The following is a 13,020-nucleotide window of genomic DNA, read 5'->3' on the forward strand; positions in this document are numbered from 1 at the left end:
TTTTTGCATCATTAAGTGATTAACATATTTAATATGCGTACTTTGCGCTAACGCATCTTGGATTTCGATTAAATCTTGTCCATCATTGTAAACATAGCGAATTAAGGCTTCACGACTCATCTGGTTACGTAAGGCGACTTCTGTCATTCTGCCTAACTCATCCGTCGTAACCTCGAGCACTCTACCAACACTGTCGGTTACTTGAGATAAGAAGCCTTTAAGGTTATAGGCAAATTGAATATGATGCTCTTGCTCATTTTTTACTTCTTTTAATCGGTATTTCGTCTCTGTTGTTTGTTCAAATACATAAATCAATCGTGTATCATGCTCAAACAAATGATACTCCTCACCTGTATTTGTTAAGGTCATTCTTTCTTGTTTATTAAAATACGGCAAGTTTATTGGTAAATTTGGAAATACGACTGCGCGACCATCCGTCACAACAATCCCAATCAGGTCTTCTTCTTCAAAAATCTCTAAGGCTAGATCGTATGTAAAGTGCATACCATGACCTGACAAGCCAATCCGGCTACTATCACTGTACCAAGCGCGCTCCCATGAAAGGGGGATAGGTCCAGGTAGTTCAAAATCGACGTCTTCATAAACCATACGTCCAGTGATTAAATCAACGGGTTCAAAACCCCACTGACAGAATTTCTCACTTAACCCTTGTGTACATTTAAATTTACTGTTCATTAATACTTTATGATTTAATTTCGTTAACCCTTTTGTAGCCATATCCTTCATACCGTCTAATACCTTCGACACACCTAGCAATTCATCCATAGACGAAATGACTTTATCTGCGGCCGTCTTCACAGCCTTAGATCCTTTGTTAGCTAGTTCCGCTAGTCCCTTTACTGCATCTAACGTTTTAGATACTTTTGGATAAGCTGCCTTCATCCCTTTTGCTACAGCTTTTGAAGCATCTATTGCCTTATCAGCACCTTTTGCGACATCAGCAGCTTTATCTAAGAGTTTTGCCCCTTTTTTGACCTTGTAAGCTGCTTTCGCGGCATCACCAACTACCGGGACCGCACCTACAATGTTCATGGCTGCATCCATGTAGTTCCCTCTTGCCAAGCTAATTCCTGCATTTGCAATATCTGCAAATGTACCTATGACAGGAATAAACCCAGCGATATCCAGCGCTGTACTTACGCCATCTACTAAACTACTAAACCAGCCTTTCTTCTCTTTTTTCTCTTCTGCCTTTTGCGGGAAAATTAAGTCAACTTTACTCATAGCTTCGATTGCTTCTTCATTTAACTTCGGTGGTTGACTCTGCTTCTCTATACCTTCTTGATCAATGAGCGTACTAATTAATTGTGTGTCAGCGGCCATAATTACATGACTTTGCTCCTTCGCTGATATCGCAATCCATTCTTCCGCCTCTACGGATAGCTCTTTCATTCCACTAATTTCGAGTGTTTCATCCGCCGCTAGCATGATGGTACTGTTACTTTGAAATGTTACGCCATCTCCATCATCCATCTTTAAGTCCAATACCCCATCTACTGCACTAAAGGTAATATCTCCAACTCCTAATGTCACATCTTTCCCAACATTGGTCGCCAATGATTTAACGGTAGTATCCGCCATTTTCTTCGTCTGCTTTTGTCCACCCTCTGGTGTGGCTGGATTCACACGCACCGAGCTAATAACAATGGCTTCTTCTTCAACTGCACTAGGAAAATGCAATTGGGCACGTGCACCTATTTGAGGCATTAAATACATAACGCCATTGGCATCTGCTGAATAGGCAAACCAATGTGCTTTTTCTTGATCCTGGCTTTTATCTATATCTAAATGAATTTTAACGGTGTTTTGCGTAACATCAATGATCTTTCCTGTAAATGCTGCACCAATGAGATCTAAATTACGTACTAATCGCTGACGAATACTTTTCTCTGGTTGGGCAGTGTATTGAAACTTCAACACACCCTCATCAAGATGAGTTTCCCTAGCCGTTACGATATAGGAACTTCCCTTGAATTGCACCAACGTGCCTAACTCATGGGGCTCTGTGCTTTCAAACTCACAAAAAGTATAATCTGCTTCACTCACATCTGTACCATCGTTTTCAGTAATCAGCCGATACGCATCGACGTCCATTCGTACTATAGAAGGCAGATGGTCGATCGTTATGCTTTTTCTACTTTGAGGTGTACCAAGCCAAAATCGAGCACCCTTTCCTTTTAAATCAGGAAAAACAACGGCGTGCAAATGAGAAGCCATTCTTTTAATGAATTCCCAATCTGTTTCTAAGTATTGAATCGCAATACTACCAATGGCTTGACCGTTAGAAGCTTGGTCAATGTAATCCCCATTAGGATAGGCGCTTACGATATTTTTTATTAACTGCACGTACGTCATGTTCACATCTTGAAAAGAACGTGAGCGCTTTGCAATATCCATATTTGCTGTAAATGATACTGCCTCAACGGAGACAAAGTGCACCCCTTGTGCTGCCTGCAACTCCGCATTTTCAATTCTTCCTGAGAACAATATGTCACTAGATCGTCCAAATTTCACAACAACTTCATCTGTATGATTGACCCGCTGAATATACTTTTGCGCTTGCTCTTCAGCGATCATTCCCGTAAAGTACAACCTCGCATGGTCATTGCCCTTATGTTTGATGGTTAGTTTATCTAAATGAATAAGTGGATATGGCCATTCGAGCACAAGATCCTCATACGTACTAACCATGTGTATTTCCTTTTCTTCTAGCGATTTCATTACTTACCTCCTTTCAACCAACCTCGTCTTTTAAAAACCTTGTTTCGGTATTTCTACTTCCTCTTGACCGTCATGAATAATTTCGATTTTGCCTCCACCTGCTGAGCATTGGGTATGGCAGCGGCTTAATAACGCTTGCTTCCCCTCGATATTGACATTTTCCATGCCTTCCAACCAATCAATGGAACATGTTGGTGTACATGGCTTTTGCAACTGTAAACAAACACCAAAAGTTGGAATGTTGTCAGGGTTTCGATCCCCTACATTCATTACGGCTTTCTCTTTAATATAAACGCCATGGTCTTGCGGCAAATTTAAATAATTGAGATGGCTACCATGTTCACATGAAATGATTGCTCCATGTACGACATAACTAAATTGCTCTTGTTCCGAACCTTCTGTTTCCAAACTTTCTACAACTTGAGCCATTAAATATCCTTCCTTTCGAATCGATTGAACACTGTTTCAAACTACGACAGTGTTTTGGAATGATTTATTAGAATGATCTATCGACTTTGTAGTTTTACTCTCTGCAAATGAATCCCGATATATGGTCGTCGTAGCATACTTTCTGCCACGTCTAAATTAACGATTGTGAACGATTCCTTTTTGCCGTCGACTTGAAAAATACAATCCAGTTCCACTTTCTTCGGGTCAATTACGAGCTCCTTTATCTGTCCGTCTGGATAATAAGCCGTCTCATCGGAAATACAGTTCTTCTTTACAATGTCCATAAGCCAATGCACACGCTGTGTTCCTTTCTTCACATCCGTAAAGACAATGGCTGTAAATTCTAAGTTATCCTCATATTTCACCAATAACCCTTTTAAATCATCAGACACGATTCTTCGAGGCTTTTCTAAATAATCCAGATATACCGCATTCTCTTTTTCTATTACTTCCCCGAATACAGATGAACAGACAAAGTTATCATCGAGGTCTGTCTTGAAAGGAATAATTGGATTTGTAATGCTTTGATCTTGCCGAACAATAAAATACTCCATCTTTTCCTCCTGTAACTATCATTTCTGTCGATTCCAACGTTAATGAATCCAATGAATGTCTTTTATCTGGTCTGGGCTAAATAGACATTTTTCTTGATCGCGTTTAAAGAAGGTAGCCCCTTTTAAATTAGCACCTGTAAAATTAGCGCCTGCAATCTGCGCAAACTCAAATTTTGCATTTTCCAAATTCGCATGACTGAAATCAGTGCCTAGGTAACATGCAACTTCATCATCAGGAAGCATTAGCGTTTTTCCTTGTGCATGCGTAAAATTAGCGCCTGCTAAATTGGCATTTCGAAAATCAGCATCTTGAATGGCTGCATAGGAAAAATCAACATTCGCTAAGCTACAATCTACAAAACTAGTCCCGACGCAAACACTTTGCTTCAATGAAGCCCCTTCTAAGTCACAGCCATTGAAATTCGCATAGGAAAAGTCCATTTGGTCGAAAAGTTTTTGCTGTAACTGTAGGCTTGAGAAATTTTCAAATGTATATGATTTATCCGTCTCATTTTTCCCTAACCATGAGAGAAGATTTTGTTCCACCCGTTCCCGTTCGTCGAGCATTGCAACATCTTCACTAAATCCTTTATATTCACCGACACGAAATCGCAAGCATGCTGCTCGTTGGAAATCTATTTCAGGTACGCTTTCTTGTTGATAACGGAAAAGATAGCGTACCAATTGAATAATATACTGATGAAACAAAATCACAGTCTGTTGAATAATTCCTCGAACGTCAGCTGCTTGGATAGCGAGATATGGTTTTCTTTCTTTTTCAAGCGTTTTGTGTAAATCTATAATCGCCTCGCTGAGCCATTCCGCTTCATACTGTGCCGTGCATTCGCCCCAGTCGTAGTACCATTTTTCTCCATACGCTTCTAGCAAATACGTACACTTGTTATCTAGTAATGATGTTCGTAGTAATGAAAAATGAATAAAGGCAACTGGCGCTAGCCTTCCTTGATCTTGCTGACCTCTAATATTTGAAAACAGCTGTTCAAGTGAGTGAATGATTGGTTTTAGTAATATTTCCTTCTCTTGGCGAAACTGTCGATCAACCTTCTCTTGTAATCGGCTGATATGAACTGACACGCATTCATCCATAAAATGCTGTAATGCTTCTTCTCGTTTCATGCGTCCACATCCTCACTAATTTGCTCGTACTTCTGTTCCTTTGATCTCCATTTTGTCTTCCATCTTGATGGAACTGTCTTTACAAACCATCTCTATTTTCTCGCTCGCATTAATCATAATTTGCTTCGCATTGATGGCGACTTTATCTGTTGCTTGTAAGGTAATATTTTTATCACTTATGATGGAGATCCCATTATCATCCATAAGCGAAATCATTAATCCTCCACCAGATATGACAATCCGATCAGGTGCAAGTAGAATTTGTTTACCGTGCTTCGTTCTGAGTGTTTTGACATCTGGATCGGCCATCCGTGCTGGGTCTTGGCGACTATCCTCCGGTGGTGCAGGTCTTGAACCACCGCCGCCACCGCCACTAGCACTTCCACCGCCTCCTGGACTAGGCGGATTCGTCGCTGCTAACATCGAACCAGATTGCGGAGGGGCTTTAGATACGGAACTAATCGCAATCCCTTCATCCTCACGATTGCCTGGGAAATAGATTCTCACATTATCAGATAGCTCCGGCATGAAGTACCAGCCTGTATTATCTTCTGATGCATAGATCGTTGAATACGGAAACCAATACGCTGTATCTTTTTCTTGACCCTCGTCGAAATCGACATGAATACGAATTTTGTCCCCCGCAACATCAATTACTTTTCCTTGAATGGAGGCGCCAATAATAGCTTGATTATAAGTAGTGTGTACACTGAAGCCGTTCTGAGGTGTTAACGTATAAATATGCTTGAACAAGCCATCTTTTAAAGTTGAGTAGATTTTATAGACATACAATTTTTTTGATTGAAATGTAACTTCATTGCCTATTTTGAATGGTTGGAACGATTCTACTTCATAGTACATGTAGTCACTATCAGTTATACCGTCGAGATGATTTTTACTGGACACAAGGAAATTGCCGATCGCCTTTTTAACTCGATAATTAATGGCCTCCATTTTTTGCGTGCCCCCAGCTTGAAACGGAACACCGAAGTAAAACTTTGCGGCTGGGTGAACCGTATCTGGCACCAGACCTGTATGGAATCTTGATGCCATACGTTTAAGAAACTCCCAATCTGTCTCTATATATTGCATCGTAAAGCGTCCAATAGTAGCGCCCTTTGAGGCATAATCCATGAAATCTGCACCTTTTTGATCGGCAATACATGCATTTATTAATTCACTATAGGGCATACTCGCATTTTGATAAGTTTGGTTTATCTTCTTCACATCTAACACATACGTATGCGAAACTGCTTTAACCTCTAAATAATAGGTACCTAAAACCGATTTCACTTGTACATCTAACGCCAGGCCATTGAAGATAGGAATAGTTTGTCCACCACTACCGATTTGCACTACTTCAATAGCCGTTTCGGCATCCGTCATATATACATAGGAATCTTCGAGTTCATCTGGAATCACGCCCGTTAAATGCAATGTAGCATGCTCATTCATTTGTTGCGTAATTTCGATTTGATTGACGCGAATATTATAGGGCATCACGATGATATCTTTATACGTCAAGGCTGTTTCCTTACTCATTCGACAACACCTTCCCCATCTAATAATTTGTTTTCAACAAAGATGGATTCCATCATGCCGTAAGCAATGGGCTTCCAAATATCCATCTCTTTTTTCAAACAATTGACCGAGCCCATCGTCACATTCTCGCCTACTATAAACAAAAACATTAAATTATAAATCTTGTTATCTAGTGCTGGCGAAATGAAATCAAAGTAACCAATTTGTAAACCGTTAACTTCATTCATGCCGGTATCCAACATTTTTGTAGTTGGCTGCGTTTTTTGAAGGATATTCCTCATAGCCTCTGTGAAATCTTCTAATTCCTCTTCTTTTACCTGTTGTTCCATGATTTTCAGTGTGACATTGATGGACGTACTTTCGCTTGTATAAATATAATCGGGTCTACGACTGGATGGATATTTAATATCCATTAATTCAGGTTCCATCACATCAAATGTTGCAGGCATGCACATCCGGATTTGATCCTCATAAAAACTCATTTCTGTAAACGCAATCGTTTCATCTTCAATCATGAGCTGACCATCTTTAATCGCTTGCACGATATCAGTATGTAATAATTGGTTTTCGATGTTCTCCATTCGTTTCTTCTGCCTTGCCTGTTTCGTCATCTCGATAACTTCTTCATCCATGTAATTCATTGTTTTCGCTCCTTTGTTTTATCTACTATTCGTTCTATCTCATAACCTTGTATTCTTTTGTTTTCCTATTAAATAGCACCGATTTTTTATCAGTAATAAATCAAAAGTTATTGTTATTAATTTTATTTTTTTCAGTAATATTCCAGTGTAAAATACATTTATGACAAAATAACCATTAACTGGTTATTTTCATCATTAAATATGCTAATAAACCCTAGATAAAAAGTCAACATCCATAAGTTCTATTATTTGGAATAGACAAAAAAATAATCCTGAAGATCGGAAAAATTTGAAATTTAGTAGTTAGATATACTGTGTGAGGAAAAGAAAATATAGAACTTTAATCATTGTGGTATAGAAATAAAACTCGATCGAACGACGAATATATGGGAAGAGAATAATTTTAAGTTGTAACTATGAGCCACGCAAACGTGGTGATATCGCTAAGAGACGAGGGAAATCAAAGGAACAAATATGTGTGGTCATTTGCTTACGACATTGGTAGAGGAATCCTCTCTCAAATGGCAAATAAGGGTCGGATTACCGCTCAAGAATAGGACGGGTGTTAGGTCCTACATCGACACCTCAGTTTTGTATAAACGTTGATATAAATATGTACAAAAATGCTTGTTTAACCAAATACATTTTTGATTCCCTTTGTATATTACAACTTTACAGGGAGTGGCGAGCATGATAGCCTGGGCCGGTTAGCCATCACTTGATATAGCTGGGTTCTATGCTATCGAATCGTGCGAGTAGAGGCTCCGTGTCAAGTTGTAATTATTCACGCACTTGTATAGAAAAGTAGTTAATCAGCAAAAGTGTACATGCTTAGACTAGCAAAAATGTACATGCTTAGACTAGCAAAAATGTACATTGTTATTTTGACATTTACATTATGTACAGATTCTACAACGAACTATAAGAATTTTGCTAAAATGATAGGTATGCAATACAAAGCCGTTAATGTGCGACAAGGCAAATAAGTTAGAAAAGGATTTATCATATTCAACACGTCAATAGTTACCCAAGCGTTTAAAGGAATGGATGAATCGTTTCCAAAGCGTGGCGACACGTTACTATGTCAAATCAAGAAAAAGCTAAATTAGTGCTTCTTCAAACGTGTCGTAAGGTCAAGTTCTTGACAACTAACTCTTTTAGGAAAGCTACATAATGAGAGACAGGATGTTACTTATATAGACTAGAAAGGGATTGGGTAGCTATGAAAAAGATCACTTGGAATAGAGGGAAACTTTGGAAAGGGTGTATGTTGGCTTCTATCGCTCACGCAATAAACGTTGCACACTACCCAGAATTTGCTCACGAACAGTCTTGGGACGGCTTCAATTACAACGTACAGGATAGTTCTGGCACACGAGGGACAATAACATTCCATTCTAACTACCTAGTAGCCGCCTTTCGTAATGATAATAACGAAAGGCTATCAGACTATAAAAATGCTTTAGAATACTTTAAGGATGCACCCGAAGAAGTAAAAGAGTTAGCCACAGATGAAACACCCCCATATTTGTTAGAAGATATTAATGGAGAGACAAGACCTATGATTACTGCTGCTTTTTGGGGAACTGGCGAGGAAATCTATTCACAAGAGGAAATTGATGAAATGATTGAAAACAGGGGCTTTCTCTTAGAAAGACAAGCAATGGACATAGAAACTGCTATCGCTGAATCGCAAGAGGATGCTGAAATGACTAATGTACAAATTAACCTACTAAAGTCTATCTTCCATCGTAAGATTGAAAATCCCTATAAAACCATTGTTTTAACGGCAGAGGAAATTCAAATGATTGAATCTGAAGATGAAGAAGGGTTAGCTGAAAGCAGAATTTCTTTTGAGGAAATAGGTATCGAGTGGGAAGTATAAAAAATCAGTACATATTGGAATAAGAGGCTGTGACATAACTAATTGTTTCCTTCATAAAGCCAAAGAATCCCTACGTTTTTTGTAAGTTGAAACACTTTCGTCCCAGTCTCTTACTATTATTTCTATTAGCAACAATAGTTACGCTCTTCTGAAATTATCAAATAATTGTCAAGTTAAAATCATTATGTTATTTAGACTCTTCTATCAATCGTATAGGGAGATTAAAAAATCTGATAAAGTATCACTGACCTTATTAAAATCATCTAATTCTACACTTTCATCATAACAATATACCGCTGGATCGTCCCCATCATTTAAATTAAAAAACCAGAACATATATCCTTGATGCATCATAAATATAAATTGATTATCTGTGAGCTTTTTTATGCAATTATTTTCCTCCAAAAGTTCAATAGCCCACTCTTTTAAATCAAAAATGTACTTCATGGAATAATCCGTACCAACTAAAAATTCAATTCCATTACCAGCTTTATTCATAAAATCCAAATAAGTTTTAGGAAGTGTTCTAGTTGGAGACAATTTTACTAATTTTGATATATCATCCTTCTGCAGGGTTTCATTGGATAAGAATCCTTCTCTAAGGATGTCAAGAAATCCTCTATATTACTACTTTTATAAAAGTTCATACTAAATCTCCTTCATATTTTACTCATCTAATATTTGTACTCTCGTAATATTAATGTTTGGGAAATCCTTTTGAAATTGATCAATAATATCATTACAACTTTGACAAATCGCCTTGTGAGAAATGATTTTCAATATAAGGAAATCGTCCAAAGCAGATCATATCTCAGACTATCCTAGTACCTGTATGCTCTTTAATTACATTAAGAAAGTCTTCTTCTATTGTACTAATGATCCCCTAAAGAATACTTAGCACTAATATCATCCATCTCATATCTAAAACTTGCCAGATAGGTTCCTTCTATAATACTCTTATTATCTTTAGAATACCTCCGGATGATATTCAATTCCTTCTCTACATTCTTCTATACATAAATGATCTCACATTACATTTGATTCCTGCTCGTCTCTGAATTAAGGCCATTCTCCAATTATCTCACCCTTTGAATTAATAGTGTTGTTTTTAGAGTACTAAGTACCTACTCTCACTTTATAATAAAAGGTTGCTTATGGTTTTAGTCTAACCATAAGCAACCTATCAAATTTATAATTTCCATCATTTTGTACAAGCCTGTAAGTACAAAAATTTGAATCAAAAAACATTCATATTATACTTTTCAGGAAAAATACTGGATAAACCTTTCTTTATGAGGAATATATTCATCTTCAAGTAATTCCACTTCCAATAATTTCTTTTTATTCTCTAATTTCACAATAAATAAAGCGTAAAAATCACCATTAGTTGGGTAAGAGAATAATCCATACCCTTTGGAAGATATGACTTTGTTGACTTCCCTTATCTTTTCGGGTAAAAACTCATATTCAAATTCTCCCAACTTCTCAAGCTCTTCTTGTGAAGCTAACTCAATATTTTTGTCAAATTCATAATCTAAAATATAGTTTACAATTTCATAATTATCTTCACCTTTATAATCAAGATAAAGAAATTTCTTCGTAAGCATTCCATGTTCTAATACACTTGTATATATACTCTGCATTTCTGAATTATTTAAAATGGCTTCTAAATCATCATTATCATCGAAAATAAGCGGTACGATTTCCTCTTCAGACATTTTGATTTTCCTCCTGTATAACTATTGGAATAGTTCCCCATGTTTGTTTGGGATATAATCTGGATAATTTTTTCGATAAAAATTATCGATTAAGCGCAATAAAGGGTCCCATTCAGGATATGGTTCGGGATCACCTATTGTCATCTTTGCTTCCGGTGTATTCATTAGCAAATCATCGAAATGGTCGGGAACTGGTAAGCCAATCTTTTTCCTTACATGTATTAGGAACAAAATTTCATAGGGATAAAATCCATATCTATAATCACCAAACTCAATAGATTCCCCTAGCTCTGAGGCTAAATTCGAATGAAACATAGACATTTTCTCTATTAAAGTTTTGATTTCATCAAGTTGAGGTGTAGCCCAATTTTCTAGTACTTCTGAATAAATATCTAAATCCTTAGGTATTAAGTCGTACTCTAAATTTGATTTATTAAATTGTTCTCTCACAGTGATATGCAAGTTTTGGTTTGCTCCAGCAATTGTCTTGTTTCGATATTGTAAGTAAAGCTCTAACAAAAACCAAGTATGTTTGTTCCAATCATTTGTATCCAGTAGACGACCGCCAAAATGCTTTACAATAAAATCAAATAATATTTTCTCTTCTTTCTCCCATCCAAACATTGTGAAATGAATTAAGCTTGCTATAACGTCTCTAAAAGAGTATTCAAGCATCATTTTCGGATAACGGATTTTATATAGGTCTTGTCCCATACATTGATAAAAAACAACAATCATTATTTTTTTAAAATCTTCTATATTATCTTCGCGATTAATTAATACATCATTTTTCCATTTTGAAAGGTAATAGGATTCTATTGAATCTAGGTCTATTAATAAAATATGATCCTTTTCTACAGAATTCAGATCAACTATAGAAGTAATTTCATTTTGATTATCTAAGTAACCTTTTTCTACATCCTCAAATTTTATCCCTTCAAAGTTTTTGCTGTACCTTCTATACGCTAACTCTAATTTTTTTTGGTTTAGCATTGTAATCTCCTTAATTAATCAAGTTTTTTATTCCAATCTTTTACCTTTAATTCGTCTACTCCAAAACCTGTTTTAGTAATTTTTATATCTGTTTCTACCCTAATAAAGTCAAATTCTAGTCCCGGATTCTCCTTTTTTAGTTTTTCATATTGCACTTTAAAATCAGAATACCTTAAATCATCACTATCAACCATGTTTTGGAAGTACTTTTTACCACCCATTTTCTGTTTATCCGAATAACTGAAACGTGCAGAATCTGAAGCTTTTGATTCTATCATTGTTAACTTAGGTGGTGGTCCTTTCGATAAAAATGTCCCATCAATACCATTTCTACCCACCTGGAACATATCTGATATATCGTCCCCTAAGTTATTTCTCTTAGCTACTATTTTCGATACTTCTTCTCCAAAATCCCCCTTGTCATGGGAGAAATATTTAGTATTATCGATTTTTCTTTCGTATGTTTTTGCATCTTTTAGCTAGCTAATAAACTTGATACTCTAGATGATATAAGTAAAAAATATGAATTACTTAGATAAACAAATAGATAAATTGAAAAAAGAAGGAAATAAAGATGAAGCTAAAAAATTAGAACGAGAAAGAAGTAATTTAACTGCTTTTTTTACAGCCTTTTTAAACTTCTTGACCAATTTGCTCTTGGATAAATTATTTTTTAGCTTCCTGGCTTTTGTCAAGACCTTGCCTAACTTTTTCTTGAGCTTTTTCTTCGCTTTTTTTAAGGCTTTCTTTAGTTTCTTTTTGGCCTTTTTGATTTTCTTTTTAGCCGCTTTTTTAATTTTCCCTACGACAGGGATACTGCTTAAAGCACTACCAAGTGCTCCGAAGAATCCTTTACCATTCTTCGCCATTAAGCACCACCCCCACCAATAGGGATCATGCCCATGACGTCTAGTGCGGATTCAAGGTCAGCACCTTCTCCCGATGTATTAGACACGGACACAGGTGCTTTGTTCGAGCCTTCCATTGTGACAACCTGTCCCTGCATATCGGTGATACCGTCAAGAACGAGACTGCTAGTGCCACATGTCAAGCGCATGGATTCTGTTGCACTCATGGAAATGCTTTTACCAGCAAAGGTGATCGTATCATTGGCTGTTAGTGTAAGCGGATGCTTACTATGTACTTCTACCCCGCTTCCCTGATCCAGCTTTAGGAAAACGGCGCCTTCCTTTGCAGTAAACGTGACAGATTGTGGGTCTAGCTTGATGTCCTTGCCTTTTGGTGTACCCCAGTAGGACGTTTTCGGATCGGCTGTTTTTGGATTCGAGTCGCCGCCCTTTCGTACCCTGTGGCGGACAACGGCTGCTTCCTCCCGGTATGTCGGGAAGGCAAGATGA

The 13,020-nt window shown here is 37.2% G+C and carries 14 protein-coding genes and 2 pseudogenes; 2 read left to right on the top strand and 14 right to left on the bottom strand.

Annotation, left to right across the window (positions count from 1 at the left end):
* The 6 genes from ACQKOF_RS17980 to ACQKOF_RS18005 all read right to left on the bottom strand — a co-directional run.
* On the bottom strand, positions 1-2,742 hold a 2,742-nt coding region (locus ACQKOF_RS17980), incomplete at its 3' end, for a DUF6531 domain-containing protein (RefSeq protein ID WP_427559890.1).
* A gap of 30 nt (positions 2,743-2,772) precedes the next feature.
* Positions 2,773-3,171 (bottom strand): DUF4280 domain-containing protein, encoded by a 399-nt coding sequence (locus tag ACQKOF_RS17985; RefSeq protein WP_427559893.1) that lies wholly within the window; start codon positions 3,169-3,171, stop codon positions 2,773-2,775.
* A gap of 77 nt (positions 3,172-3,248) precedes the next feature.
* The gene (locus ACQKOF_RS17990; RefSeq protein WP_427559895.1) at positions 3,249-3,746 is read right to left on the bottom strand and encodes a hypothetical protein; all 498 of its coding nucleotides are present in this window, start codon (positions 3,744-3,746) and stop codon (positions 3,249-3,251) included.
* Between the two features lie 39 nt (positions 3,747-3,785).
* Positions 3,786-4,883, bottom strand: a complete 1,098-nt coding sequence (locus ACQKOF_RS17995; protein ID WP_427559898.1) for a pentapeptide repeat-containing protein — start codon at positions 4,881-4,883, stop codon at positions 3,786-3,788.
* Between the two features lie 15 nt (positions 4,884-4,898).
* Entirely contained in the window at positions 4,899-6,425 is a 1,527-nt protein-coding gene (locus tag ACQKOF_RS18000; protein WP_427559901.1) for a phage baseplate assembly protein V, read from the bottom strand.
* Positions 6,422-7,066 (bottom strand): hypothetical protein, encoded by a 645-nt coding sequence (locus ACQKOF_RS18005; protein ID WP_427559904.1) that lies wholly within the window; start codon positions 7,064-7,066, stop codon positions 6,422-6,424. The genes ACQKOF_RS18000 and ACQKOF_RS18005 overlap by 4 nt, the downstream gene beginning before the upstream one ends.
* A 388-nt stretch (positions 7,067-7,454) precedes the next feature.
* On the opposite strand from ACQKOF_RS18005, the pseudogene ACQKOF_RS18010 reads away from it, so the two are divergent.
* Both ACQKOF_RS18010 and ACQKOF_RS18015 read left to right on the top strand, forming a co-directional pair.
* Positions 7,455-7,620: pseudogene (locus tag ACQKOF_RS18010) on the top strand (IS1595 family transposase); the annotation flags it as partial.
* A gap of 668 nt (positions 7,621-8,288) precedes the next feature.
* Positions 8,289-8,951, top strand: a complete 663-nt coding sequence (locus ACQKOF_RS18015; RefSeq protein WP_427559907.1) for a hypothetical protein — start codon at positions 8,289-8,291, stop codon at positions 8,949-8,951.
* A 204-nt stretch (positions 8,952-9,155) separates the two neighbouring features.
* Here ACQKOF_RS18015 and ACQKOF_RS18020 read toward each other — a convergent pair whose 3' ends face one another.
* The 8 genes and pseudogenes from ACQKOF_RS18020 to ACQKOF_RS18055 all read right to left on the bottom strand — a co-directional run bounded on the left by ACQKOF_RS18020 (position 9,156) and on the right by ACQKOF_RS18055 (position 12,719).
* Entirely contained in the window at positions 9,156-9,449 is a 294-nt protein-coding gene (locus ACQKOF_RS18020; protein ID WP_427559910.1) for a hypothetical protein, read from the bottom strand.
* Positions 9,450-9,617: 168 nt separating this feature from the next.
* Complete coding sequence (locus ACQKOF_RS18025) at positions 9,618-9,749, bottom strand: deaminase domain-containing protein (protein WP_427559913.1); 132 nt, start codon at positions 9,747-9,749, stop codon at positions 9,618-9,620.
* A pseudogene (locus ACQKOF_RS18030) lies at positions 9,734-9,965 on the bottom strand (PoNe immunity protein domain-containing protein); the annotation flags it as partial. The gene ACQKOF_RS18025 and the pseudogene ACQKOF_RS18030, both read right to left, overlap by 16 nt.
* 248 nt (positions 9,966-10,213) lie before the next feature.
* Entirely contained in the window at positions 10,214-10,669 is a 456-nt protein-coding gene (locus tag ACQKOF_RS18035) for a DUF6630 family protein (RefSeq protein WP_427559915.1), read from the bottom strand.
* Between the two features lie 21 nt (positions 10,670-10,690).
* The gene (locus ACQKOF_RS18040; protein ID WP_427559917.1) at positions 10,691-11,662 is read right to left on the bottom strand and encodes a hypothetical protein; all 972 of its coding nucleotides are present in this window, start codon (positions 11,660-11,662) and stop codon (positions 10,691-10,693) included.
* A 14-nt stretch (positions 11,663-11,676) separates the two neighbouring features.
* Positions 11,677-12,009, bottom strand: a complete 333-nt coding sequence (locus ACQKOF_RS18045; protein WP_427559919.1) for a hypothetical protein — start codon at positions 12,007-12,009, stop codon at positions 11,677-11,679.
* A gap of 180 nt (positions 12,010-12,189) precedes the next feature.
* Positions 12,190-12,531: a hypothetical protein gene (locus ACQKOF_RS18050; RefSeq protein ID WP_427559922.1), complete on the bottom strand. Its 342-nt coding sequence runs from the start codon at positions 12,529-12,531 to the stop codon at positions 12,190-12,192.
* Positions 12,531-12,719 (bottom strand): hypothetical protein, encoded by a 189-nt coding sequence (locus tag ACQKOF_RS18055; protein WP_427559924.1) that lies wholly within the window; start codon positions 12,717-12,719, stop codon positions 12,531-12,533. Before ACQKOF_RS18055 ends, ACQKOF_RS18050 begins: the two co-directional genes overlap by 1 nt.
* Between the last annotated feature and the right edge of the window lie 301 nt (positions 12,720-13,020).

It is taken from the genome of Lysinibacillus sp. NPDC093190 (assembly GCF_050280425.1).
Lineage (GTDB): Bacteria > Bacillota > Bacilli > Bacillales_A > Planococcaceae > Lysinibacillus.